Annotated in this window: 21 protein-coding genes; 19 read left to right on the top strand and 2 right to left on the bottom strand. The window is 62.8% G+C overall.

Annotated elements, in window-relative coordinates:
• The first annotated feature begins 12 nt into the window (after positions 1 to 12).
• Together DLM86_RS06275 and DLM86_RS06280 are read left to right on the top strand one after the other, a co-directional pair.
• Positions 13 to 888, top strand: a complete 876-nt coding sequence (locus tag DLM86_RS06275) for an AraC family transcriptional regulator (protein WP_110839098.1) — start codon at positions 13 to 15, stop codon at positions 886 to 888.
• A gap of 116 nt (positions 889 to 1,004) precedes the next feature.
• Positions 1,005 to 1,937: a manganese-dependent inorganic pyrophosphatase gene (locus tag DLM86_RS06280; RefSeq protein WP_110839099.1), complete on the top strand. Its 933-nt coding sequence runs from the start codon at positions 1,005 to 1,007 to the stop codon at positions 1,935 to 1,937.
• Positions 1,938 to 2,011: 74 nt separating this feature from the next.
• Here DLM86_RS06280 and DLM86_RS06285 read toward each other — a convergent pair whose 3' ends face one another.
• Positions 2,012 to 3,355: a hypothetical protein gene (locus DLM86_RS06285; protein WP_110839100.1), complete on the bottom strand. Its 1,344-nt coding sequence runs from the start codon at positions 3,353 to 3,355 to the stop codon at positions 2,012 to 2,014.
• Positions 3,356 to 3,581: 226 nt separating this feature from the next.
• Between DLM86_RS06285 and DLM86_RS06290 the strand changes: the two genes are divergently transcribed.
• The 3 genes from DLM86_RS06290 (at position 3,582) to DLM86_RS06300 (ending at position 7,199) form a co-directional block, all read left to right on the top strand.
• Positions 3,582 to 4,463: an AraC family transcriptional regulator gene (locus DLM86_RS06290; protein ID WP_110839101.1), complete on the top strand. Its 882-nt coding sequence runs from the start codon at positions 3,582 to 3,584 to the stop codon at positions 4,461 to 4,463.
• 83 nt (positions 4,464 to 4,546) lie between these two features.
• A complete protein-coding gene (locus DLM86_RS06295; protein ID WP_158289354.1) occupies positions 4,547 to 6,367 on the top strand; it encodes an MHYT domain-containing protein in 1,821 nt (606 codons plus the stop codon).
• A gap of 103 nt (positions 6,368 to 6,470) precedes the next feature.
• A complete protein-coding gene (locus tag DLM86_RS06300) occupies positions 6,471 to 7,199 on the top strand; it encodes a polysaccharide deacetylase family protein (RefSeq protein WP_158289355.1) in 729 nt (242 codons plus the stop codon).
• On the opposite strand, the gene DLM86_RS06305 is transcribed toward DLM86_RS06300, so the two are convergent.
• Positions 7,192 to 7,491, bottom strand: coding sequence for a hypothetical protein (locus tag DLM86_RS06305; protein WP_110839104.1), 300 nt, complete (start codon positions 7,489 to 7,491; stop codon positions 7,192 to 7,194). The two genes, DLM86_RS06300 and DLM86_RS06305, sit on opposite strands and share 8 nt — an antisense overlap.
• Before the next feature lie 113 nt (positions 7,492 to 7,604).
• On the opposite strand from DLM86_RS06305, the gene DLM86_RS06310 reads away from it, so the two are divergent.
• From DLM86_RS06310 to DLM86_RS06375, 14 genes are all read left to right on the top strand, one after another.
• Positions 7,605 to 7,874: a DUF1294 domain-containing protein gene (locus DLM86_RS06310; RefSeq protein ID WP_110839105.1), complete on the top strand. Its 270-nt coding sequence runs from the start codon at positions 7,605 to 7,607 to the stop codon at positions 7,872 to 7,874.
• Between the two features lie 131 nt (positions 7,875 to 8,005).
• Entirely contained in the window at positions 8,006 to 8,956 is a 951-nt protein-coding gene (locus tag DLM86_RS06315) for a sensor domain-containing diguanylate cyclase (protein ID WP_110839106.1), read from the top strand.
• A 51-nt stretch (positions 8,957 to 9,007) separates the two neighbouring features.
• Positions 9,008 to 9,484 carry a DinB family protein gene (locus tag DLM86_RS06320; protein ID WP_110839107.1) on the top strand — a complete coding sequence of 159 codons (477 nt, stop codon included), beginning with the start codon at positions 9,008 to 9,010 and terminating at the stop codon, positions 9,482 to 9,484.
• A 183-nt stretch (positions 9,485 to 9,667) separates the two neighbouring features.
• Positions 9,668 to 11,440 carry an ABC transporter ATP-binding protein gene (locus tag DLM86_RS06325; RefSeq protein WP_110839108.1) on the top strand — a complete coding sequence of 591 codons (1,773 nt, stop codon included), beginning with the start codon at positions 9,668 to 9,670 and terminating at the stop codon, positions 11,438 to 11,440.
• Positions 11,412 to 13,307 (top strand): ABC transporter ATP-binding protein, encoded by a 1,896-nt coding sequence (locus DLM86_RS06330; RefSeq protein WP_110839109.1) that lies wholly within the window; start codon positions 11,412 to 11,414, stop codon positions 13,305 to 13,307. The genes DLM86_RS06325 and DLM86_RS06330 overlap by 29 nt, the downstream gene beginning before the upstream one ends.
• 198 nt (positions 13,308 to 13,505) lie before the next feature.
• Complete coding sequence (locus DLM86_RS06335; protein ID WP_110839110.1) at positions 13,506 to 14,240, top strand: response regulator transcription factor; 735 nt, start codon at positions 13,506 to 13,508, stop codon at positions 14,238 to 14,240.
• On the top strand, positions 14,233 to 16,086 hold the full coding sequence (locus tag DLM86_RS06340; RefSeq protein WP_110839111.1) for a cache domain-containing sensor histidine kinase: 1,854 nt from the start codon (positions 14,233 to 14,235) through the stop codon (positions 16,084 to 16,086). The genes DLM86_RS06335 and DLM86_RS06340 overlap by 8 nt, the downstream gene beginning before the upstream one ends.
• A gap of 139 nt (positions 16,087 to 16,225) precedes the next feature.
• The gene (locus DLM86_RS06345) at positions 16,226 to 17,191 is read left to right on the top strand and encodes an ABC transporter permease (RefSeq protein ID WP_110839112.1); all 966 of its coding nucleotides are present in this window, start codon (positions 16,226 to 16,228) and stop codon (positions 17,189 to 17,191) included.
• Positions 17,185 to 18,045, top strand: a complete 861-nt coding sequence (locus DLM86_RS06350; protein ID WP_110839113.1) for a carbohydrate ABC transporter permease — start codon at positions 17,185 to 17,187, stop codon at positions 18,043 to 18,045. The genes DLM86_RS06345 and DLM86_RS06350 overlap by 7 nt, the downstream gene beginning before the upstream one ends.
• 34 nt (positions 18,046 to 18,079) lie before the next feature.
• On the top strand, positions 18,080 to 19,594 hold the full coding sequence (locus DLM86_RS06355) for an extracellular solute-binding protein (RefSeq protein WP_110839114.1): 1,515 nt from the start codon (positions 18,080 to 18,082) through the stop codon (positions 19,592 to 19,594).
• Positions 19,591 to 21,927 (top strand): FAD-dependent oxidoreductase, encoded by a 2,337-nt coding sequence (locus tag DLM86_RS06360; protein ID WP_110839115.1) that lies wholly within the window; start codon positions 19,591 to 19,593, stop codon positions 21,925 to 21,927. Before DLM86_RS06355 ends, DLM86_RS06360 begins: the two co-directional genes overlap by 4 nt.
• A gap of 74 nt (positions 21,928 to 22,001) precedes the next feature.
• Entirely contained in the window at positions 22,002 to 22,283 is a 282-nt protein-coding gene (locus tag DLM86_RS06365) for a hypothetical protein (protein WP_110839116.1), read from the top strand.
• 190 nt (positions 22,284 to 22,473) lie between these two features.
• Positions 22,474 to 22,689, top strand: a complete 216-nt coding sequence (locus DLM86_RS06370; RefSeq protein WP_110839117.1) for a hypothetical protein — start codon at positions 22,474 to 22,476, stop codon at positions 22,687 to 22,689.
• A gap of 134 nt (positions 22,690 to 22,823) precedes the next feature.
• A complete protein-coding gene (locus DLM86_RS06375; protein WP_146250162.1) occupies positions 22,824 to 24,389 on the top strand; it encodes an AraC family transcriptional regulator in 1,566 nt (521 codons plus the stop codon).
• The last annotated feature ends 99 nt before the right edge of the window (positions 24,390 to 24,488 follow it).

Genomic DNA, 24,488 nt, shown 5'->3' on the forward strand with positions numbered 1-24,488 from the left:
GGGGGAAGCGGGATGGAATGTCTGGAATGGACGGTGGCGCCGCCGCCGCAGCTCGTGACGGTCGGGCGGGGCGTCTGGCAGCCCGGCATGCGGCATTTCGCCCGAACGTTCGGGCTGTACGACATCCTGTTCGTCCGCAGCGGCTGTCTGTACATGGCCGAGGAAGGGCGGGAATACGCGATCGGGCCCGGGCAGCTGCTGACGCTCGAGCCGGAGAAGCGGCATGTCGGGTACAAGGAATGCGAGGTCGAAACCGAGCTGTTCTGGATGCACGTTCGGCACGAGGCCCCCCAAGGGCGGGTCGCGGCGGACGACATTCCGTGGTCGCTCGTCCTTCGCAAAGGGACGGACAAGGATCTCGACCCGGCTCGCCGGCCGATCTACATGCCCAAGTACGGCAGCCTCGAGATGGAGTCGGTCTGGCCGATGCTGGAGGAAATGGTCCGGCTGCACGACGGTCTGTGCGTCGGGACGGTGCTGAAGCTGCAGGCGCAATACTTCCGTTTGCTCGCGAGCCTTCAGGAGCTCGTGCGCACGTCCGGACCCGAAAGCCGCTCGGGGAGGCTGGCCGCCGCCGTCGCCGCTTACCTGCGAAGCTGCGAGCGGGAGCCGTTCAAGGCGGAGCTGCTCGAGCGCCGGTTCCATTACCACATAGACTACTTGTCGCGCTGTCTGAAAAAGCATACCGGCATGAGCCCGGTCGAGTACGTGCGCCATATCCGGATCGAAAAGGCGAGGCGGCTGCTCGAGCAGTCGCCGGAGCTGACGGTGAAGCAGATCGCCGAGCAGGTATGCATGCCGGACCCGAATTATTTCGCCCGGATGTTTCGCAAAGAAACGGGAATGTCTCCGGCGGCGTACCGGAAACGGCGGCACGGCTACGTGTAATAACAATTCCGATCCGAATGGTCGTATATTTGCGCAAAAGGAATAGGAAAGTGCCGGCATTCACGCTATAATGGTTTCGGAGCTTCCCATTCCATACTCGAATAAGGAGATTGATCATGGACAAAATTTTGATTTTCGGCCACAAAAATCCCGACACCGATACGATTTGCTCGGCGATCGCCTACGCCGATCTGAAAACGAAGCTCGGCCACAACGTCGAGGCCGTCCGCCTGGGCGACGTCAACGGGGAAACGCAGTTTGCGCTCAAGACGTTCGGAGCGGAAGCGCCGCGTCTCGTCGAGACGGTCGCGAACGAAGCGTCGGGCGTCATTCTCGTCGACCATAACGAGCGTCAGCAAAGCGCTCCCGACATCGAGAAAGTCCGCGTGCTGGAAGTCATCGACCATCACCGCATCGCCAACTTCGAGACGAGCGCGCCGCTCTACTACCGCGCCGAGCCGGTCGGCTGCACCGCGACGATTTTGAACAAATTGTACAAGGAGAACGGCGTCGCCATCGACAAGCCGATCGCCGGTCTCATGCTGTCCGCCATCATCTCCGATTCGCTCCTGTTCAAATCGCCGACGTGCACGGAGCAGGACGTGGCCGCAGCCCGGGAGCTGGCGGACATCGCGGGTGTGAACGCCGAATCGTACGGCCTGGACATGCTGAAAGCCGGCGCCGACTTGAGCGACAAGACGATCGCCCAGCTCATCTCGCTCGACGCGAAGGAATTTTCGATGGGCGGCAAAAAAGTCGAAATCGCCCAAGTGAACGCCGTCGACGTGAACGACGTGCTGTCGCGCCAAGCCGAGCTGGAAACGGCGCTTTCCGCCATCATCGCGGAAAAGGGGCTCGACTTGTTCCTGTTCGTCGTGACCGACATTTTGAACAACGATTCCGTCGGCCTCGCTTTGGGCAATTCGGCGCACGCGGTCGAGAAAGCGTACAACGTGACGCTGGCCGACAACAAGGCGGTGCTGAAGGGCGTCGTTTCCCGCAAATCGCAAATCGTGCCGGTGCTGACCGAAACGTTCAATTCGCTGTAAGATTCGCCTACATAAAAGGGACCGCGACGGCGGTCCCTTTTTTCCATAGAAGCGAAGGAAGCCGCGCCGAGCCTTCACGTCGCGAACGGCCGATCCTTCACGCCCGCGTAAAACCGCTCCCACCAGTCCTTCTCGAGACTCTCGTAGTCGGGCCGGCTCCCGGCCAGCTTGGCGAACGCCCGTTTCGCCGTCGCGAGCGTCTCCTGAACGCCGCCGAGCTGCGGCACGATCCATTTCCGGCCGATTTGCGCATGCAGCACCTCGTCCGCCCAATCGTAGTCGTGGAACGTCACGGCCAGCCCGTAGCCGGACGCCTTCGCCGTCTCCCATTCATGCTTTTTCCCCGTATCGCCGGGCATCAGGCCGAACTCGATGTCGTACAGGACGGCGTGCCGTTCGTCCGGCGTCAGCATCGTATTCAGCTCGAGCGAGAAGTTGATGCGGATCGGCAGCCGGGTCCAGTCGACGCCGTTTTTCGCGAAGGCGACCTCCCCCATCATCGAATGACGGGCCTCGTCCCATATTTGACGGCCCATGTCGACATAGTAGTCCCACGGCTTGTCGGGCGTTTCGGCCACGATCGAGCACATCATCTCCGGCACGTCGATTTCCCGCAGCCTCTTGTAAAGGAGCGCCCACACCCGTTCCTTCGGCTCGCGTCCGCGGTCCGCATACGCTTCGTCCGCACCGAGCACGCTGTTGTGCAGATCGGCAAACCGGTCGTCGCGCCGCGGCACGAAGTCGTTCGCGAACGGCTCGGCCGCCCTCGGCTCGGGCAGCTTCGCTTCGTCCGCAGTCGGCTCCGGCTCGTTGCCGAGAATGCCGCGAGCGTGCCGGAGGTAGGCGTACAGGTGGGCGAACCAGGCGCGCCGCTCCTCCCGGCCGCGATCCGTGACGACGAGCGCGTCCAGCGCGGCGGCAAGCCAGTCGAACGTCTCCTCCTCCTCGACGGCGATCAGCTTGAGCATCCGGCACGTCGGATGGTCGACGAGCGGATTCGTCAGCGCGCGATGCGCCCGGTACGCCCGCAGCAGCGAGCTGCGGACGAACCAAAGGCCGGACAGCAGCTCCGTCGTCGTATTCGCGCGCAGCAGCTCGTCCATCAGCCGCTCCAGCTTGTCGTCGGGCGCCTTGTCCAGATGAAGCGGGGGCTCCCGCATTTCCGACACCCGCTTGCGGATCGCCGCGACGTGCTCGGCGTCCAGCCAGATGTGCAGGCTGAAGGCGCCCTTCGCCTCCCATTCCGGCGTCCGGTTCAGATGGCGGATCATCGTGTCGTACAGCCTCTTCTTCACGTAATGGATCCGCTTCAGCATGTTTACGTTGTCGTCGACGGGAAGTCCGGCGACGGACGCCTCCTCGACGTCGGCGATTCCGGCCAGGCTCGGGAGCCGGTTCGGGTGTGGGGTGGTCACCATGCATTCCTCCTTCGGATTCCGAAAAGTCCGATAAAAGTCCGACGCCTCGATACGGTCGTCATGCCCCCATCTTACAACCCCGGCGCTGCGGCGGCATCGCCAAATCGGACTGATTCGTTATCCATTTCGACTGTCGTTCGACCGCGTGTTTTCCCGTTGTCCCTTGTACGAACGTTCGATATGATGAGATTGAACGTCCATTCCGACTGCCGAAGGAGGAGACCGAATGACGAAGACATTGTCGTTGGGAGAAGCCGTCGTCGTGCCGTTCATCCGCCAAGCCGATTACGCGTCCCGGCTCCCGTGGTCGTACGGCGAGAGGAGGCTGCTCGATTATTTGATCGTTTACGTCGAACGGGGACATTGCCGTTTCACCGTCAACCGTCGCGCCTATGAGCTGCATCCGGGCGATGTTTGCTTCGTTCAGCCCGGCGATTCGATCGCGCTGGAGGGGCTGACGGAGACGCGGACGCCGTTCGCGCATTTGGACTTCTTCTACAACCCGCTGCGGGAGCAATCGTTCCCGACGAGCGCGGGCATGACGAACCTCGACCGGTTCGCCGACCTGATGCAGCCCCGGCTGAACGACATGCCGGGCGTGGACGTCCCCGCCGTATTCCGGCCGCCGCAGCCGATGACGATTGTCGCTCCGCTGCTCCGGATGATCGGCAAGTGGAAGGAAGGCACCGTGATGGGCGGCATCGAGGCGCAGCGGCTCGGCATCGATCTGCTGCTCGAGCTGTTGCGGACGTTCGGAGGGAGATCGTCGGACGGCAAGGAAGCCCCGACCGCCATGATGGAGCGGGTGCTGTCCTACATGTCGCTTCGCCTGAACGAGCCGATCACCGTCAAGCAGATGGCGAGCCTGGCGCATTTGTCGCCGTCGCGCTTCACCGCCGTGTTCCGGGAGAAATACGGCGTCGCGCCGTATCGGTACTTGCTTCGACTGCGCGTGGAACGGGCGATCGAGATGCTGCGCGCGGGACCCGAGCCCGGTATCGGTCAAATCGCCGAATACTGCGGGTTCCGCAACGTCCAGCATTTCTCGCTCGCCTTCCGGAAGATGACGGGGAAGCCGCCGTCGGCCTACCGGGCAAAAAATCCGTAACGTCCGACAGGACAATGCGTTCTTCTGTAGAAAAGAAAAAAGGAAGTGTTGGAAAAATCGGGAACGCGCAACGGAGGGGTATAATGGAACATGCGAGTGGAAGCTACAACATCTCGCTTGTGGCTTTATCGGTCATCATCGCAATCGTAGCATCCTACGCATCGCTCGATCTGGCAAGCCGGGCCGGCCGGAATCGGGAGCCGTCGTCCGGGGGCCGAAGAACGGCACAATTGTCAGGCAGCGCCTTCGCAATGGGGCTCGGCATATGGACGATGCATTTCGTCGGCATGCTGGCGCTTCGTCTGCCGTTTCCGGCCGTCTACCATGTCGGCTTGACGCTGCTGTCGCTGCTCATCGCGATCGGCTCGTCGTTCCTCGCCATTTTCCTGGTGAGCCGGCATCGGCTTAGCGCGAACCGCTTTATCGTATCCGGGATGTTCATGGGCGGGGGCATCTCGTCGATGCATTACGTCGGGATGGCGGCCATACAGAGCGCGTTCGTCATCCACTACCGGCCGCTGCCGTTTTTCGCTTCGATCGCGATTGCGGTAACCGTCTCGTATGCGGCGCTTTACACCACGTTCCGGCTGCAGAACGGGAACGATCTCGGCCACCGGAAACGACGGCTCGTGCCGGGCGCCGTTCTGTTCGGCGTCGCGGTGACGGGCATGCATTACATGGGCATGACGGCGTCCCATTTCATGTCGCCGCCGTCTGCGGCGCGGACGGACGCCTTCGCCAAAACGTGGGCGTTTCTGAATGCGACCGTCGACCCCGGCGTATTGTCCGTCTGGGTGGGAATCACGATCGGCATTCTGATCGCGATCCTGATCGGCGGCGCGTTCATCGACCGGAGGCTGGCGATGGAATCCGCGCGGATGAGCGGCCTCCAATTCGAAGCGCTGTTCGACGGCAACCCGGACCTGGTCTGCGTGTTCGATCTCAACGGCCACATCATCGGCGTCAATCGGGCGTCCGAGCCGGTTATGGGCTATAAGGCGGACGAGCTGCTGCACCGTTCCAAGCGGCTGTTCATCGTTCCCGACCGGGTGGAGGCCGCGGACCGGCTGTTCGAGGAAGTGAAGTCGGGACAGGCGAGGCAGTACGAGATGAGCGTCATCCATAAGTCGGGGCACCCCGTCGATCTGAACGTGACGGCGATTCCGGTGCGCGACGGCGACGACGTGCTGGCGGTCGTCACGATCGCCAAAGACGTGACGGAGCAAAAGCGGGCCGAGGAGCAGTACCGCCGATCGGACAAGCTGAACGTCGCCGGACAGCTCGCCGCGGGCGTCGCGCACGAAATCCGCAACCCGCTCACCTCGATCAAAGGCTTTCTGCACTTGATGCGAACCGGCGGGGATCGAAAGGAATTGTACGATATCGTCCAGTCGGAGGTCGAACAAATCGACCGGATCATCACCGAGTTTTTGCTGCTGGCCAAGCAGCAGCCCGCGCAATATCGCCGAACGAACTTGGCGGATTTGCTGGACAACGTGCTCGCGCTGCTGAATGCGCAAGCCCATATGAACAATATCGAAATCGTGGCGAGCTTCGAGCCGGATATTCCCGACATTTGGTGCGACGACGATCAGATCCGGCAAGTGTTCGTCAATCTGCTCAAAAACGCGATCGAATCGATGACCGAAAAGGGGATGATCGTCTTGGAGCTTCGTAAAAAAGGGGACAAGGAGGTGTTGATTCGTATCGTCGACGAAGGCATCGGCATCTCGGAGGAGCTGAAAACGCGGCTCGGCGAGCCCTTTTACAGCACGAAGGAGAAGGGAACCGGTCTCGGGCTGATGGTTACCTTCAAGATCATACAGGAGCACAAAGGCACGATCCGCTACCAGAACGGGAACGTGCGCGGAACGGCCGTCGAGGTAACGCTTCCCGTCGAATGAAGCGCAGTGCGGGCGAAAACGGAGCCGAAATCGGCTGTTCCTTCCGCAGCCGATTCAAGGTATAGTAGGAATGACACAATATTTCACAAAATGGAGAGCAAACATGAATAATCGTTACGAGCTCGACATTGTCGGAGATTCCGACCGGATGGAGGAGGCGGCCCGCGCGAGGCTGGACGAATGGCGGGGGCAGGCGGTGCGGATGGCCCGGCGTCTTCCGGAGCATGTATACGTCAACGGACCGGACGTTCGCGAAGTCGCCTTGACGTTCGACGACGGACCGGACGAGCGGGTTACGCCGGCGATCGCCGAAGCGTTGAGCCGCTACGGGGTGAAAGGAAGCTTTTTTTTCGTCGGCAGCCGAGTCGAGCGGCATCCGGACATCGTGAAGGCCGTTTATGAGGCGGGGCATCTCGTCTTGAACCATAGCTGGAACCATGACCGGCTGACGACGCTCGGCGCCGCCGCGCTGCGAGACGATTTGCGACGGACGCAGGAAGCGATCTCGGATGCGATCGGGGTCCGGCCGGCCTTGTTCCGTCCGCCGTTCGGGGCGGCCGACGACAGCGTCGTCCTGGCGGCGGGCGAGGAAGGGTGCCGGACCGTGCTCTGGTCGCTCGATACGCTCGACTGGTCGCAAAAGGAGGAGGCGCATATTCGCTGGAACGTGGATAACTACGTGCGCAACGGTGAAATCGTGCTCATGCACTCGAGCCCGGGCTGTACCGAGACGGCCAAGGCGATGCCGCGTCTCCTCGAGTCGCTGCTCGAGGCGGGCCGGCGTCCCGTCGACCTGGGGCGGCTGCTCGGCCTGCCGGCTTACCTTACTTGAAGTAATCGTTCGTAAGCCCGATGCTTTCGAGCGCCTTCTCGTAGCCGATATTGAGCTGGAACACCATGTGCATGCTCGTCCGGGGCATGAGGCTGTCCATGATGGCGCGATGAATTCTCGGCTTCTTGTAGCGAAGGATGGAGACGAACTCCACGGTGGGCGGCACGAATTTTTTGATTTGGACGGTATCGCTCAGGAAATCCCGTATTTTTTGCGCGTTTTCCAGCTTGTCCGGCGTTTGGTTCAGCAGCTTGATATAAGCGGTAATGAGCGAAGACTTCTCGGGATGCATTTCGGATACGTTCCTTTTCGTTTTTTGAATCGTTTGTTAAGATTATAGCACAGATCGGACGAGGAGGCCGAAACCGGCATCCGGGCGCCGGGAAGAAAGGGAGGGATGGCGTCATGGCGGTTTTGCTTCTATATTTGCTGGTCGTCAACGCGGTCGGATTTTTCCTGTTCGGCTACGACAAAGTGCGTGCGGTTCGAGGCGGCCGGCGCGTTCCGGAGAAGCGGCTGTTTCTGGTCGCGGCGATCGGGGGTGCCGCCGGCGCTTGGATCGCGATGCGGTCGTTCCGGCATAAGACGAAGCATGCGTCGTTCACATTCGGCATTCCGGCGTTGCTCGGAAGCAACGTCGTCTGCGTAGCGCTCCTGCTGAAAGTGATGCTGTAGCGGGCGACGGGCGCAACCCGGCGGCGGGCCGTTTCGCCGCAACCGCCGGGCCGGTTTCATCGTATGAACACCCAAGAAATGTGGAAGTATGGGATACAGCAGTCCCATTCGATTCGAGGTGGTGGAGCATCATGACCGGTCCGGGCTGGAGCTCGAAGGAATTCGGCAGCGTGGAGGAGGCGGCGTCGTACGTCGTCGACCTGCTCGGCCAATTTATCGGGGCGAACACGCTGTTCGTCGCCGCCAACGACCGAAAGACGAATCGCATCCTCAAAGCGTTCAATCGGGAGCAGGAGCTGGTAAGCGAAGGAACGGAGCTTCCGCTGCCGGAATCTTACTGCGGCGCCGTCTTGGCCGAGGGGCGGCAGTCGCTGGCGATCCGGAATACGGCGGATCATCCGCTTACGTGCGGCCTGGACGTGACGAGGAAGCTGGGCGCCAGAGCGTTTGCGGGCGTTCCGATCGTGCTGAGGGACGGCACGACGTACGGGACGGTTTGCGTCATGGATACCGAACCGCGGGATTTCGAGGAGAAGGACATCCGGCTGCTGTCGGCGATGGCGTCGCTGCTCGCCTATATGATCGAGCTGGAGAACGCCGTCGTCGTCGACTCGCTGTCCGGGCTGTACAACCGGAATTTTGTCAACCAGTTTTTGCAGACGTGGAACAAAAACCGGCAATACGCCGTGCTTTACATCGATCTCGACGGTTTCAAGGCGGTGAACGATTCGTACGGGCACGAAGCCGGGGATCGGCTGCTGAAGCTGACGGCCGAGCGGTTCAAAAGCTGCGTGCGCGGCACGGACGTCGTGGCCCGGATCGGCGGCGACGAATTTTTGTGCGTGCTGGCCGACTACGACAGCGAGGAGCACGTCCGCCAAGTAGCGGATCGCATCTTGCAAAAGCTGGGCGAGCCGTACGGCACCGAATCCGGCCGGTCGGCGCTCATTACGTGCAGCATCGGCATCAGCCTGTACCCGGAGGACGGCGGCAGCTTGGAGGAAATTATACGCAAAGCCGATTTGGCGATGTACGAAGCGAAGGCGAGAGGGAAGAACAGCTATGCGGTCTTCGGAAGGTAGCGGCGAAACGCCCGGGCGCCCCGCCCGCAATGTAGCGAAGGAGGCTTTTCGATGGATCCGTTTTTGTTCGACCAGTTGACTTTCGTTCGGGGTCAAACGTTGAAAGCGATGGAAGGCGTCACGGAGGAGCTCGCCGACCGGATTCCCGACGGGTTCCGGAATTCCCTCCGCTGGCAGCTCGGTCACGTGTACGTCGTGCTGGAGCGGTTCGCCTTTCAATATATCGGACTGCCGCTGTATAGGCCCGATGGGTTCAAGGAGCTGTTCGAATACGGCACTTCGCCGGCGGCATGGCCGGAAACGGTGCGCGTCCCTACGTTGGCGGAGCTGGAGGTCTTGCTCCGGGAGCAGCCCGGCCGCATCCGCGAGGCGCTGGAGCACCGGCTGAAGGAGCGGATCGAGCCGCCGTATACGACATCGACCGGCGTGACGCTGGCGGCGCCGGAGCAATTTATCAGCTTCGGCTTGTATCACGAAGGCATGCATCAGAGCGTCGTCAAGCTGTACAAGACGCTGCTGAATCGATAAAACGGCGACAAGGGGGCGCGGGCGACCGTGCCTCCTTGTCGTTTTCCATGCCGATCGGGCGCGTTTCGCGAACCGGACGCCCGCCGTCCGGCTCGTTTGCGTTCGCCCGCCGGTTGGAATCGACTTTTCGCCTCGATCGTAGTATGGTTGGTAATGGAGAACGGAATCGGGAGGGAGACGGGAATGCACTTTTTGACCCCATACGTGAAAAGGCACGGGAAGCTGTTCGGCGTCGCGGTCTCTTTTCTGACGCTCGAGGCGGTTTGCGACCTGCTGCAGCCGACGATCATGTCCCGCATTATCGACGTCGGCGTCGCCGGCAACGACACGGGCTACGTCCTGCGCATGGGCGGGCTCATGCTGCTCATTACGGCCGTGGGCGCGATCGCCGCATCGATCCGCAACGTCATGGCGAGCCGCGTCTCGCAAACGTTCGGGATGGAGCTTCGGTCGGATCTGTTCCGCCGCATTCAGGCGATGACGTTCAAAAGCATCGACAAGTTTGAAAGGGCTTCCTTAATTACGCGGCTGACGAACGACGTGACGCAGGTGCAAAATTTCGCGAACGGGCTGATGCGCATTTTCGTCAAGGCACCTCTGTTGTGCATCGGCAGCCTCATCATGGCGGTCAATCTGAACCCGCGGCTGTCGGTCGTCCTCGCCGTCGTCGTGCCGCTCGTCGCCCTGCTCGTCGCGCTCAACATGAAGGTCGGCTTCCCGCGGTTCGTGAACGTGCAGAAGGCGCTGGATAAAGTGAACGGAGCCATGCGCGAATATTTGGCCGGCGTCCGCGTCGTCAAGGCGTTCAACCGGTTCGATTACGAGGTCGCCAAGTTCGACAGCGTCAACGGCGAATACCGGGACCGGTCGATTCAAGTGATGCGGGCGATGTCGGTGTTCAATCCGGCGATCATGCTGACGGTCAACTTCGGCATCGTCGCCGTCATCTGGCTCGGCGGACTGCGCGTCGACGCCGGGCAAATGCAGGTCGGGCACATTATCGCGTTCATCAACTACATGACGCAAATTTTGTTCGCGCTTCTGATGATCTCGATGGTGTTCAACATGTTCGTGCGCGCCCGCGCGTCCTCGTCGCGGATCGGCGACGTGTTCGCGCAGCGGAACGAAATGACGTGGAGGGAAGACGCATCCGCGGCGTCCGCGGCGCCGGCGGCGCGGGACCGGGGCCGCATCGACTTCGAAAACGTCACGTTTTCGTACGAGGGCGCATCCGGGGCTCCGGCGGTCAAGTCGGTGACGTTCTCGTGCCTGCCGGGCGAGACGGTCGGAATCATCGGCTCCACCGGCTCGGGCAAAAGCAGTCTCGTCGGGCTGATTCCGCGGTTTTATGATGCGAATTCCGGCGTCGTGCGGGTGAACGGGACGGACGTAACCGAGGTCGACCCGAGGCGGCTGAGGGAGACGATCGCCGTCGTGCCGCAAAAGTCGGTGCTGTTCTCCGGCACCGTGCTCGACAATATTCGCTGGGGCCAGGAGGACGCTTCGCGCGAGGACATCGAACGGGCGGCCCGGATCGCCGAGGCGCACGAGTTCGTATCGGCGTTCCCCGAAGGCTACGAGACCGTGATCGGACAGCGGGGCGTCAACTTGTCCGGCGGACAGAAGCAGCGTCTGTCGATCGCGCGGGCGCTCGTCCGCAAGCCGGACATTCTCATCCTGGACGACTGCACGAGCGCGGTCGACACGGCGACGGAGTCGAGGATCAAGGAAGGGCTCAAGACGTACGCGCGCGGGCTCACCTGCCTGCTGATCGCGCAGCGGATCACGTCCGTCATGGACGCCGACACCATCGTCGTGCTCGACCGGGGAGAGGTCGTCGGCATCGGCAAGCACGACGAACTCATGAAGCGATGCGGCGTCTACCGGGAAATTTTCCAATCGCAGATCGGGAAGGAGATGCAGCCGGATGTCTCAACCGAACGAACGGGCGGGTGAACCGAGGACGCCGCCGAACGACCCGCCTCTTCTGAACGGGCCGGGGAGACCGGGCGGACCGGGCCCGTTCGCCGGGCGCAGAGGTCCCGTCGTCAAGCCGAAAAACTTCAAGAGGACGATCGGCAAGCTGTGGCGGTATGTGGGGAAGGAACGGAACAAGCTTGCCGTCATCCTCGTCTTCTTGCTCGTCAACGCGGCGATCGCGCTCGCCGGGCCGTACTTGATCGGCGTCGCCATCGACGCGATGACCGAATCGGGCGGCCGGGTCGACTTTCGGCTGCTGGAGGCCGCCCTGTTCGCGCTGATCGCGGCTTACGTGGCGGACGGCGCGCTGACGCTGCTGCAAGGGTGGCTCATGGCCGGCGTCTCCCAACGGGTCGTAGCACGCTTGCGGCAGACGCTGTTCGGGAAGCTGCAAAAGCTGCCGCTCGCCTACTTCGACGCCCGCCCGAACGGGGAGCTGATGAGCCGGCTGTCCAACGACATCGATAACGTGAGCAATACGATATCGCAGTCGACGATCCAGCTCATGTCCGGCTCGATCGCCATCGTCGGCTCGCTCGTCATGATGCTCGTCCTCAGTCCGGTGCTGACGCTGGCGAGCCTGATCACGGTGCCGCTCGTCTACTTGCTCGCCCGGACGATTACGAAGAAGACGAGCGTCATGTTCAAGGAGCAGCAGGCGCAGCTCGGCAGGCTGAACGGCCATATCGAGGAGACGATATCCGGCATCGAGGTCGTCAAGGCGTTCAATCGCGAGGACAAGTCGATCGAAGAGTTCGAGGCGGTCAACGGCAAGCTGTACGAGGTCGGCTTGAAGGCGCAAATTTGGTCAGGCTTCATGATGCCGCTGCTCAGCGTCATCAACAATATCGGCTTCGCCGCGGTTGCGATCGTCGGCGGCTTGCTGGCGGTCAAAGGCAGCATCACCGTCGGCGTCATCGCCAGCTTCCTCAGCTATTCGCGGCAGTTCGTCCGGCCGCTGAACGAGCTGGCGAACATTTACAACGTGCTGCAGGCGGGCGTCGCCGGCGCCGAGCGGGCGTTCGAGGTGCTCGAGGAGCGGGAGGAGACGCCGGATTCGCCGGACGCGATCGAGCTGCGCCATCCGCAAGGACGCGTCGAATTCGACGGCGTCAGCTTCGGGTATCGGCCGGACGTGCCGATATTGCGGGACGTCAGCTTCGAAGCGCCGGCGGGCAGCAGCCTCGCGCTCGTCGGTCCGACGGGGGCGGGGAAGACGACGATCGTCAATCTCGTCACCCGGTTTTACGACGCGACGGGAGGCACGATCCGCATCGACGGCCGGGATATCCGCGACTATACGCGGGACAGCCTGCGCCGCTGCTTCGGCATCGTGCTGCAGGATACGTATTTGTTTTCCGGCACGATCCGCGACAATATCAAATACGGGAAGCCGGACGCGACCGACGAGGAGGTGCGGCGGGCGGCCGCGATGGCCAACGCCGATACGTTCATCGACCGGCTGCCGCACCGGTACGACACGATGCTGACGGAGAACGGCGGCAACTTGAGCCAAGGGCAGCGGCAGCTGCTCGCGATCGCGCGCGTCATACTCGCCGACCCGTCCATCCTGATCCTGGACGAAGCGACGAGCAGCATCGACACCCGGACGGAGCTGCACATCCAGGACGCGCTGCTCGGCGTCATGCGCGGACGAACCAGCTTCGTTATCGCGCACCGGCTCAATACGATTCGCGACGCGGATACGATCATGGTCATCGACCGCGGCCGCATCGTCGAGCAGGGCAGCCACGACGAGCTGCTGCGCCGGGAGGACGGCACGTATGCGCGCATGTTCGTCAATCAGTTCAAAAACATCGAAGGCGCGCTCGACAAACGGTGACGAAGGGGCGCCCGTAACGATTGGAACGGGAGGGAATGACGGAACGCGGTTCCGTTATTCCCGTTTTTTTCGGATCGTTGATTTTCTGACATTTTTCCGGCTGCCGGACCTATTCCCGACCTACGGGGCGACTTATAATAAAACCATCCGATCGAATGTAAGCGGTTTACCGAAAACGCCCGATGGAGGAGATGCCCGATGACCGTCATCCGTACGAAGGTGCTCGTCGCCGACGACGAGGCGCCCATACGCGATAGCTTGCGACTGTTCGGCTGGGCGAGGCACGACCTCGAGCTCGTCGGCGTCGCCCGCCACGGCCGGGAGGCGATGGAGCTGTCGCTCGCCGCGGAGCCGGAGATCGTCGTCACCGACATCGTCATGCCGGTCATGGACGGACTCCGGTTGACCCGCCGACTGAAGGAATGGAAGCCGGACGTGCAGATCATCCTGCTGACGTGCCACAGCGATTTCGACTACGTCCGCGAGGCGCTCGTGCTTGGCGCCTGCGATTATTTGCTCAAGGGAACGTATCGCGAGGAAGATTTGGTCGCGGCGCTGAACAAAGCGAAGGAGCGCATTCCCGGACGGAACCGGGACGACGCCGGCGGCGACAAGCGGTACGAAATCCGCGAAGCGCTCGCCTTTATCCGCGACCATTTGCGCGAGCCGTTCGGGCTGCCGGAGGTGGCGGCGCACGTCGGACTGAGCGCCAACTATTTCGGGCTGCTGTTTCGCCGGGAGACGGGCGAGCCTTTCCAAGATTACGTCAAGCGGGAGCGGCTGGAGAAGGCGGCTTACCTGCTTCGCCATAGCGCGATGAAGGTGTACGAGGTGGCGGCCGAGACCGGCTTCCCGAGCTACCGGTACTTTACCGACGTGTTTTGCAAGCGGTACGGCAAAAGTCCTCGCGAATACCGGGGAAGCCATGGATAAGCCGCAGCCGAAGCCGCTAACGCAGCTGCAGGCGACGGAGCCGGAACGCCAAGCGCCTCCGGAGCCGCAGCCGACGTCGCGTACGCAGCCGCGGCCGCCCGGACGGTTCGTCAGCATGTTCGTCAAGCTGTTTTTGGCGCTTGCCGCGGCCAGCCTGCTCGCCTTCTCCGGGCTGCTGTACGGGGCGATGGACAGCTCCCGGGAAGCGCTGATCGAGCAAAAGTCGGAAGACATGACGATGTTCGTCGAACGGACCGGCCAATACCTCGACCTATACTTGCAAAATATCCGCAACATATTGCTCAACGCGTCGAGCCGGATGGACGAGGCGATGCTGTCCGACACGGACGGACTGCAGCGGATGCTGCGCACCCAAATCGAGCTGAACAGCGGCATCGTCGCCCACCTGTTCGTCCTGCGCCGCGACGGCACCGTCGTCTCGAGCAACCAGCTCGCCTACGACATCGTCGGCCATCCGGAGCTTCGCCGCCTATTCCGCATCGCCGACGAGAACCCCGGGCTCGTCAACTGGAGCGAGCCGTATTATTCGCCGATGCAGGTGGAGCGGACGATCGCCTTCGCGCTTGCGTTGAAGGACGACGCCGGCGTCGTGCTAGCGGAGATCAGCACGTCCCAGCTGACGAAGCGGCTGAACGAGCTGCTGTACGACTCGGACCAGGACTTTACGCTGTTCACCGGACAAGGGCATATCGTGTCGTACGACCCCGACAGCCGCATCGTCCCGTACAAGCCCGCCACGCTCCCGCCGGAGCTGGACGACGATTTCGCGGACGCGCTCATCGGTTTGCCCAACGGCATCAGCCGCGTCGCCGGCGCCGCCGGCCCGCTCATGGCGGTCAAGAGCGAGCGGAACCAGCTCGGCTGGTATTTGGTGACGCTGACCGACGAGAAGCTGTTCCGCCAAGGGGTGCGCCATCTGTACGGCCGGTTCGCCGGCGTCGGCGCTCTCTGGTTCTCGCTGCTGCTCGTCTTGACGCTCGCGATCAGCCGCCACTTCGCCACGCCGATCAACCGGCTCGCGCTGCAGATGGACCGTATTCGAGGCGAGCGGCTCGTCGCGCCGTTCCGGCAAATCGAGCGAAGCGACGAGATCGGCCGGCTGTCCCGCAGCTTCTATACGATGGTCGGACGCATCCAGGAGCTGGTGCAAACCGTGAAGGAGAACGAGGAGCGGAAAAAGGCGATGGAGATGAAGCTGCTGCTGAGCCAAATCCGTCCGCACTTCCTGTACAACACGCTCGCCTGCATCGGCAGTTTGGCGAAGCAGCATCGTACGGAGGAAGTCGAGGAGACGATCCGCTCGCTGATCAAGCTGCTGTCGTACAGCATCGGCCGGAGCGATCTAGTCGCGCTGGAGGAGGAGATCGGGGCGCTGAGGGCGTACGCGCAAATTCAGCGGGTCCGCTACGGGGAGACGTTCCGGTACGAGGAGCGGTTGGACGGGCTCGACCCGTCGCTGCTCGCGGTACGCGTCCCGAAGCTGCTGCTGCAGCCGCTCGTGGAAAACGCGTTTTTCCACGGCATCGCCGGAAAAGGCGGAGGAACCGTGCGGCTGCAGGCCGCCGAGGAGCAGGGGAGGCTGCGCGTCTCCGTTTGGGACGACGGGGAAGGGATGACGGAGGAGCGGATCGCGGAGCTCCTCCGTCCGCTGTCCGGCGCCGAAGAAGGGGCGGAGCCGGGCGACCCGGCCCGCGGCTCGAACGGCATCGGGCTCGCCAACGTGCGCGAGCGGCTGCGGCTCGGCTTCGGCCCGGGGTACGACCTGGACATTCGCTCCGAGCCGGGACGATGGACGCTCGTGACGATCGAACTGCCTTTGCCGTAGGCTCGCCGAGCCTGCGGCTTTCATTTTGCCCGGGCGATCGTTTCCGATCTGACGTTTTCGTCGGGAAGCTGCATATTTTCCCGTTCCGTTCCCCGTTATAATCGTGTTGTAAGCCGTTACAATACGAAGGGGGGAACGTATGATCCGCGCGCAAACGGCCGAGCCGCCGGCTATCGGGAGCGAGACGCGGAGAGGGCGGAGGCCGTTATGGGGGAAGGTGTGGCGCTTCCGGGCGCTCTATCTGATGCTCCTTCCCGGCTTCGTCTACTACGCCGTCTACCAGTACGGCCCGATGTACGGCGTCGTCATCGCCTTCAAAGATTACAACGTGCTGGAAGGGATCATGGCGAGCCCATGGGCCGATCCGTGGTACAAACATTGGAAAGCGTTTTACGACTCGCCTTATTTCGGCCAAATTTTGGCCAACACGTTTTTGATCAGCGTGTACAAACTCGTATGGGGCATGCCGCCCGGCATCGTCCTCGCGCTGATGCTGAACGAGGTGCGGCACCGGCTGTTCAAACGGTTCGTGCAGACGGTCAGCTACTTGCCCCACTTTCTGTCGATGGTCATCATATACGGTCTCATGATCGCCTTGCTGTCGCAGACGGACGGACTGGTCAACCAATGGCTCGAGGAGCGGACCGGACGGACGATTCCGTTCCTCACCTCGACGGACTGGTTCCGCACGCTGCTCGTCGCCTCCGGCATTTGGCAGCATGTCGGCTGGAGCGCGATCATTTACTTGGCCGCGATCGCGGGCATCGACCCGACGCTGTACGAGGCGGCCCGCTGCGACGGAGCGGGACGGCTGCGCATGATGTGGCACATTACGCTGCCCGGCATCCGCAACGTCATCCTGCTCTTGCTCGTGCTGCGGCTCGGCCATATTTTGGACGCCGGGTTCGAGCAAATTTACATCATGTACAACGTGCATGTCTATCCGGTCGCCGACATTATCGACACATGGGTGTTCCGTACCGGACTCGAGCAGATGGACTTCAGCATGGCGACGGCCGTCGGGCTGTTCAAGTCGCTCATCGGACTCGTCCTGATCGTCGCCTCGAACCGGCTGGCGAAGCGGTGGGGGGGTGCGATATGGTAACGTCGGCGGGAGAACGGTTTTACTTGGGCGTCATTTACGCGCTGCTGCTCGGTCTTGTCGTCAGCATCCTGTTCCCGGTGCTGTACGTGATCAGCGTCTCGCTCACGCCTTACAGCGAGGTGCTGAAGCACGGCGGGTTTCTCGTCATTCCGCGCGACGTGACGTTCGCCGCTTACAAAGCTTTCTTGAGCGATTCGATGATTCCGCGCGCGTACGGGGTGACCGTCTTCATCACCGTCGTCGGTACGTTCGTCAATTTGGCGCTGACGTCGCTGATGGCTTATCCGCTCAGCAAGAAGGAGCTGCCCGGCCGCAACGCGTTCCTGCTGCTGCTGCTCGTGACGATGCTGTTCAACGGCGGGATGATTCCGACCTATCTCGTCGTGAAATGGACCGGCCTGCTCGATTCGGTATGGGCGATGATCGTTCCCGGCGCGATCGGCACGTTCAACCTGCTCGTCATGAAATCGTTTTTCGAGCAGCTGCCGGACAGTCTAGACGAAGCGGCTCGCATCGACGGGGCGGGGGAGACCGACATTATGCTGAAAATCGTGCTGCCGTTGTCGATGCCGATCATGGCGACGGTCGGTCTGTTCTATGCGGTCGGGCATTGGAACGAATTTTTCGCGGCCGTCCTGTACGTGAGCGACCGGAGCCTGCATCCGCTGCAGGTGATGCTGCGCACCATCTTGACGGCGGGCGAAAACCCCGAGCTGAACGTCGAGGAGACGCTGCCGACCGTGTCGATGCAGATGGCGGCGGTCGTGCTGACCGCGCTGCCGATTCTCGTCGTCTACCCGTTCATCCAAAAATATTTCACCCAGGGCGTGCTGCTCGGGTCGGTGAAAGGGTGAACGTCGCAATCATTTCCCGAGAGGTGGTCAACCGATGAAAGCATGGACGAGAGGCGTAACGGCGCTGCTCATCGCCGCAAGTGCGAGCGTGGCGGGCTGCGGCACGGAGAAGGAGACGGCGAAGGAGCCGAACGCGCCGGCATCAGAGAAGGGGCAGCAGCCCCCTGCGAGCAAGGAGCCGGTCAAATTCAGCGTGTTCGTCCCGGGCAGCGGGGGCAACCCTCCGCCGGACAAAGATCCGATTTTGCAGCAGCTGAACAAAGAGCTCAACATGCAGATGGAATTCAACATCGGCGTCGCGGAATACAACCAGGTGCTGACGACGAAAATCGCCGGCGGAACGCCTCCGGACGTATTCGGCGTGAACAAGTCGACGGTCCGGCAGTTCGCCAAGCAGGGCATTTTGCTCCAGCTGGACAACTATTTGGATAAAATGCCGAATGTCAAGAAGTCGTATACGGCCACCGACCTGAACAAAGGCAAAGTGGACGGCAGGATGTACGCGCTTGCGAAGCGGCCGGACATTCCGATGACGACGTACTGGATTCGCGCCGACTGGCTGAAGAAGCTCGACCTGCAGCCGCCGAAGACGATCGAGGAGTTCAAAAACGTGCTCGTCGCCTTCACCGAGCGCGATCCCGACGGCAACGGCAAAAAGGATACGTACGGCTTGACCGGCGCCGACCTGCCCGCCTTCAGTCCGCTGTTTACCGCATTCGGCGTCGCCGATCCCGGCCACTACATGATCCGGGACAACAAGGTCGTCTACTCGACGACCGATCCGGCGATGAAGCAGGCGCTCGCCTACATCGCGGATTTGATCGCCTCGGGCGTCGTCGATCCGGAAATCATTACGAACAAAAACCCGATCGAGAAGGCGTTCAAGGGGCAGGCCGGCGTCATCTACATCGGCTGGCCGTCGATCGCCACCGACGCCACGATCGACACGTACAAAAAAATTAACCCGAACGCGGAATGGATCCAGCTCGACGCGATGACCGGCCCCGGCGGCACCTTCCAGGGCATCTGGGACGTTGGCCGCAATCCGTCCATGATCGGGCTGTCCAAGGCGCTCGAGAAGCAGCCGGAGAAGCTTGAAAAAGTGCTCGAGTATTTGAACCACATCACCGATCCGGGCAAAGGCCAGCTGATCGTCAACTACGGCGTCGAAGGAACGCATTACAAGGTCGAGAACGGCAAGGTGACCGCGCTGCCGGCCATTGCCGAAACCGCCTACGCATGGCAGGTGCAGCTGACCGGCCGCAACGAGATGGACTATTTGAAGACGAAGTTTCCGAAGCAGGAGGCCGTCATCGAATTCGCCAAAAACCAGCCGCGCATTCAAGTGTACAGCGAATTCGTGCCTCCGCCGGAAGCGGCGGTCGCGGACGAACGGTACGAGTATGAGGAGCTGGTCAAGTTCGTGTACGGCAAGCGGCCGCTGGCCGAATTCGACGCCTACGTGAAGACGCTGAACGACAAGTTCGCTCTGCCGGCGCGGCTTCAGACGGCGGAGCGGACGCTTGCGGAGCTGGGGTATTTGAAATGAACGGGCGCGAACGGGACGACGTCGGCGGCTTGGCGCCGCGCGGCATTCACGAACGGTACGACATCGTCGTCTGCGGCGGCGGACTGGCCGGCTTTTGCGCCGCCGTCGCCGCGGCCCGCCGCGGGGCGCGCGTCTGTCTCGTGCACGACCGGCCGGTGTTCGGGGGCAACAGCTCGTCGGAAATTCGCGTCCCGCCGCAAGGGGCGGCGAGCTTCCACGCGTACGCGCGGGAAACGGGCATTATCTCGGAGCTGCTGATCGAGGAGCGGGCGCGCAACCACGAGGAGCCCGCCTCGGACAACGGCTGGATCAACAGCGTGTGGGACCTCGTCCTGTACGATATGGCCGTGTCGACGCCGAACTTGACGTTCCACTTGAATACGGCGGTTACGGGCGTACGCCTGAAGGACGCCCGGACCGTCGAAGCCGTCGTCGGCCGCGTCGGGCAGGCGGAGACGGAGCTGACGCTTTCGGCCGATACGTTCGTCGACTGCACGGGAGACGGCGTCGTCGCCGCGCTCGCCGGCTGCGAATGGCGGATGGGGACGGAAGGGCGGGACGAATTCGGCGAACCGCATGCGCCGGAGAAGGCAAGCGATGCGGTCATGGGCAATTCGATCCATTTCAAGGCGAGGGACACGGGCCGTCCGGTGCCGTTTACCGCCCCGGATTGGGCGGTCCGCTACGACGATCCGGACTTCTTCTACAAGCAGGGACGGTGGCCGGGCGAGCTGCGCGGCGGGTATTGGTGGATCGAGCTGTCCGTGCCGTGGCATACGATTTACGACAACGAGAAGCTGCGGCACGAGCTGACCCGGCACGTCCTCGGCGTTTGGGACTGGATCAAAAACCGCGATCCCGAGCTGAAGCACGCCGCGTCGACCTATGCGCTCGACTGGATCGGGCAAGTGCCGGGCAAGCGGGAAAGCCGGCGCATCGTAGGCGACTATTGGATGACCGAGCACGATCCGCTGCAGCGTACCGTATTTCCCGACGAGGTCGCGTACGGCGGCTGGTTCGTCGATTTGCACGAGCCGGGCGGGCTGCTCGCGCCGTTCAGCGAGAAGGCGGCGGCGGAAAGCCAGCAAGCGGGGGGAGGCGGGGGAGACGGCGGCCATATGGCGCGAAGCTACGTCGGTCCCTACGGCATTCCGCTGCGGATTCTGATCGCCAAAGGGATGACCAATCTCATGATGGCCGGACGCAACGTCAGCGTGACGCATGCGGCGCTCGGCACGGTGCGCGTCATGGGTACGACGGCGCTCATGGGCCAGGCGGCCGGGACGGCCGCCGCCATCGCGCACCGCGCGCGCATGCCGGTGCGGGACGTGGCCGCTCGCGCGGCGAAGGACGTGCAGCAGGCGCTGCTGCGCGACGGCTGCTTCCTGCCGAACGCCGCGAACGAGGACCCGCGCGACCTCGCGCGGTCGGCCGCGGTGCGCGCGAGCAGCGAAGCGGTGCTGCACGGCGCCGCCCCGCCGCCGCTCGATGCGTCGGCGGCAGCGCCGGAGGCGGAGCGGCTGGAGCGGACGCGCGGCCAATGGATCGCCGTCGGCGCGGACCGGATCGAGCGGCTGGCCGTCCGACTCGGCACCGATGCGGACGTCGTGCAGCATGTCGAAGCGCGCCTATATGCGGTCGATCATATATGGGATTACCGGGTCGAGCCGGGGGAGCCGCTCGCGTCGGCCGTCCTGCAAGTGGAGCCGGGCGGCGACCGGTGGGCGGAATGGCCGGTCGGGCTCGACGTCTCCGCGCTGCGGGGGCGGTACGTCCGGCTCGACCTGCTCGCGAACCCGCTCGTCCGTTGGCGCGCCGCCGAACGGGTCGTTCCCGGCCACGTCAGCGCGTACGATCTCGGCAGCGGCCGGATGCGCCGGTTCGGGCAGGGCGCGACGATGAGCTTTCTCGTCGAACCGGCCCAGGCATGCTTCGGCGCCGACCAAGCGATTAGCGGCGTGACCCGCCCGTATCGGTATACGAACGAATGGCGCTCCGACCCGTCGCGTCCGCTGCCGCAATGGCTGGAGCTGGCATGGGCGGAGCCGGTCGAGCTCGGCCGCGTCGAGCTGACGTTTCCCGGTCACCTGCTTCGCGATTACCGGTCGTACCCGGCGCTATACCGCGACCCGCAATGTCCGCGCGACGTGACGGTCGAAGCGTACGCGGACGGCCGCTGGATACCGGTCGGCGGGATTGCGGGCAACTATCAGCGCCGACGTACGATCGCGCTTGCGGCGCCGATCCCGACGGACCGCATCCGGATCACGGTTCACGCGACGAACGGCGACCCTTCCGCTGCGCTGTACGAGGTCCGCTGTTACGCGGACTAGACGAAAGGCCGGTTACTTGGGCCAAGCCGCCCCTCATATACTTATAGCATCACAGGGATAAGGGGACGATTCGGATGGCCGCATGTCAGGCATGGAAGTACCGCAACGTAACGCCGGCCGCGTTTCGCGCGCTGCAGACGCTCGGCAAGCAGAAGGGGATATCGATACCGGGATCGCCGTCGGGAAGCTTCTCGATCAAGGTCGCCGGCTTGCAGGTAAGCTTCCAATACGAGTGGGACGGGCGAAGCGGAAGCCTCGTCCTGTCCTGCGTCTCCAAGCCGCCGCTGCTCGGCTGCTCGACGATCAAAAGCTTCGCCGACAAAATCGTCGCCGAAGCGGGCGGCAAGCCGGCTTAATTTCGAGCGGATGCGAGCCGGCGGGGAACGGCGGAAAGACCCGGGGGACCGGGTCTTTTTGGCGGGTATTCGTCATTCGCAAGCCTCTCCGCCGGTACGGCTTATGCGCAAAGCCATACGAGCTCGGCATAAAACAAGTGTGTCCGGGAAATAATAGCTCGACTCCGAAAAGGAAGGAGCTGAGCAAACGATGGTTCATTCCGACGACGTCTACGGGGTGTCGGGCCCGTCGATCGAAGCGGACTCGGATGTGAACGAGGACCGTCATCGCGAGGAGCAGCTGGACGATTCCTTCGAAGCGTGGTACGGGGAAATCGAGCAACAGCTGAAGGAGCGGGCGGATCTCGCCAACGTTCCGCCGGACAACGTGTTCGATTCGGCCCTGGCGCTGGACGAGGAAAGCTGAGCATGCGCATTGGAAGCAGGTTACTTCGGTAGCCTGCTTCTTTAACGTGCAAGGAATCGCAACGGCGCGCTTGACAATGAGAATCATTATCAGTTAACATGTGAAACGAATCTGTTATCCGGGAAGTGAACGATTTGAGCGATATCGACGATTTCCGCGACGTGACCCTGCATTACGCCGGCACGGAGGAGGCGGCCTCTTCGGGCGGTGAAGCGGGTCCGCTGCCGTTCGATACCGCCGCCTTCGGCTTCGTGCTCAAGCATGCGGCGACGATCCGGGTCGCGATCGGCGAGGGCGAGCCGCAATCGCGGCGCGTCGAAGCCGGGGAATGGATCTGCATCCCGCCCGGCAGCCGCTGCGTCTTCAAGCGGGAGGACGGCCGGGCGTTCCGCGTCGTGCTGATCCGGTTCCGGGCGCGACTCCGGAACGGGGAGGACGCGTCCAGCTGGCCGGTTCCGTCGGACGGTACGGGCGGCGGCTGGCCGCTCGTCACCTTCCGTCTGCCGCAGGCGAGCGGCTGGCTCGCCGATTTCACGAACGATGCGGACGGCCGGGTGAGCCGCGATCCGGCGGGCTATTACCGGCTCCAATCGCACCTGTACGCCATCGCCTCCGCCTGCGCCGCTACGGCGCGGAAGCCCCGCAGCCCCGAGGACGAGCTGGTTCGTTACGTCGACCGGGCGAAACGTCATATGCACGTCCGGTACGCCGAGCCGGCCGACATGGAGGAGACGGCCAAGCTGTCGGGCGCCAGCGCGAGCCGGTTTTACGAGCTGTTCCGCGAGCAAACCGGGCTGAGCCCGCACAAATACCGGACGACGATCCGGCTGAACGAGTCGCTTCGGCTGCTGGCGAATTCCCGGATTCCGGTCATGGAGGTGGCCCATGCGGTCGGTTATGCGGACGAGCTGTACTTCAGCAAGCTGTTCAAGCGGCATATGGGGCTGACGCCGACCGAATACGCCGCTCGCGCCCGCAAAAAAATCGTCATCCCGCCGATATTCGCCGGCGATCTGGCGGTGCTCGGCGTGACGCCGGAGCTCGTGCTGGACAAAGGGTGGTCCGAGCGTCCGGAACGATACATGGAGCTCATCGAGCGGTCCCGTCCGGAGCTTATCTTGACGTCGCCGATATCCGACGATTTGTACCGGACGCTTTCCGGCATCGCGCCGGTCGTGCCGCTCGCTTGGAAAAGCTGCCCGTGGAGACAGCGCCTGCTGCAAATCGGCGGCTTGTTGGATATGCCGTCCGTCGCCGAGCGATGGCTCGCTTTCTTCGAGCGGAAGGCAAGCAACGCCCGCTATCATATCGAACGGCAGCTGGGGAAGGAGCCGTATTTGATCGTGAACGCCGACGGCGGTTCGTTCCGCGTGTTCGGCATGCGGATGAAAAAAATGAAAGATTTGTTTTACGACGATCTCGGCGTTACGCCGCCGGACGCCGCCGCCGATTTCGATTTCGTCGACGCGGATTCGCTCGACGGCGTGGCGGCGATCGGCTGCGGCAATGCGCTGTTCCTCGTGCCGTCCGGGCATCCCGACGAATACGGCGACGAGCTCGAGGAGAGGTGGCGGCAATGCCGGGGGTCCGCCGCGCGGACGCTCGTCGTCCGGTACGAAGGGCCGCTCCTGTATAATGCGGCGATGCACGCCGGCCTCATCGACGGCACCGTAAGCCGGCTGCTGAGGCTGGCGAAATGAACGGCGTAGAAAAATCCATGGACGCTGCAGAAAAGTCCATTCCGAACCCGGGCCATTCGTGTACAATAGGAAAAGTTGATAATGATTCTCAATGCCGAA

The sequence above is a fragment of the Paenibacillus flagellatus genome (assembly GCF_003217775.1).
Lineage (GTDB): Bacteria > Bacillota > Bacilli > Paenibacillales > NBRC-103111 > Paenibacillus_AB > Paenibacillus_AB flagellatus.

Excerpts from the sequence above, each read along its gene's own strand:
- DLM86_RS06325 (WP_110839108.1), top strand. The coding sequence starts at position 9,668 with ATGCACTTTTTGACCCCATACGTGAAAAGGCACGGGAAGCTGTTCGGC.
- DLM86_RS06275 (WP_110839098.1), top strand. The coding sequence starts at position 13 with ATGGAATGTCTGGAATGGACGGTGGCGCCGCCGCCGCAGCTCGTGACG.
- DLM86_RS06370 (WP_110839117.1), top strand. The coding sequence starts at position 22,474 with ATGGTTCATTCCGACGACGTCTACGGGGTGTCGGGCCCGTCGATCGAA.
- DLM86_RS06295 (WP_158289354.1), top strand. The coding sequence starts at position 4,547 with ATGGAACATGCGAGTGGAAGCTACAACATCTCGCTTGTGGCTTTATCG.
- DLM86_RS06355 (WP_110839114.1), top strand. The coding sequence starts at position 18,080 with ATGAAAGCATGGACGAGAGGCGTAACGGCGCTGCTCATCGCCGCAAGT.
- DLM86_RS06310 (WP_110839105.1), top strand. The coding sequence starts at position 7,605 with ATGGCGGTTTTGCTTCTATATTTGCTGGTCGTCAACGCGGTCGGATTT.
- DLM86_RS06300 (WP_158289355.1), top strand. The coding sequence starts at position 6,471 with ATGAATAATCGTTACGAGCTCGACATTGTCGGAGATTCCGACCGGATG.
- DLM86_RS06365 (WP_110839116.1), top strand. The coding sequence starts at position 22,002 with ATGGCCGCATGTCAGGCATGGAAGTACCGCAACGTAACGCCGGCCGCG.
- DLM86_RS06290 (WP_110839101.1), top strand. The coding sequence starts at position 3,582 with ATGACGAAGACATTGTCGTTGGGAGAAGCCGTCGTCGTGCCGTTCATC.
- DLM86_RS06330 (WP_110839109.1), top strand. The coding sequence starts at position 11,412 with ATGTCTCAACCGAACGAACGGGCGGGTGAACCGAGGACGCCGCCGAAC.
- DLM86_RS06315 (WP_110839106.1), top strand. The coding sequence starts at position 8,006 with ATGACCGGTCCGGGCTGGAGCTCGAAGGAATTCGGCAGCGTGGAGGAG.
- DLM86_RS06345 (WP_110839112.1), top strand. The coding sequence starts at position 16,226 with ATGATCCGCGCGCAAACGGCCGAGCCGCCGGCTATCGGGAGCGAGACG.
- DLM86_RS06280 (WP_110839099.1), top strand. The coding sequence starts at position 1,005 with ATGGACAAAATTTTGATTTTCGGCCACAAAAATCCCGACACCGATACG.
- DLM86_RS06285 (WP_110839100.1), bottom strand. The coding sequence starts at position 3,355 with ATGGTGACCACCCCACACCCGAACCGGCTCCCGAGCCTGGCCGGAATC.
- DLM86_RS06320 (WP_110839107.1), top strand. The coding sequence starts at position 9,008 with ATGGATCCGTTTTTGTTCGACCAGTTGACTTTCGTTCGGGGTCAAACG.
- DLM86_RS06305 (WP_110839104.1), bottom strand. The coding sequence starts at position 7,491 with ATGCATCCCGAGAAGTCTTCGCTCATTACCGCTTATATCAAGCTGCTG.
- DLM86_RS06335 (WP_110839110.1), top strand. The coding sequence starts at position 13,506 with ATGACCGTCATCCGTACGAAGGTGCTCGTCGCCGACGACGAGGCGCCC.
- DLM86_RS06350 (WP_110839113.1), top strand. The coding sequence starts at position 17,185 with ATGGTAACGTCGGCGGGAGAACGGTTTTACTTGGGCGTCATTTACGCG.
- DLM86_RS06360 (WP_110839115.1), top strand. The coding sequence starts at position 19,591 with ATGAACGGGCGCGAACGGGACGACGTCGGCGGCTTGGCGCCGCGCGGC.
- DLM86_RS06340 (WP_110839111.1), top strand. The coding sequence starts at position 14,233 with ATGGATAAGCCGCAGCCGAAGCCGCTAACGCAGCTGCAGGCGACGGAG.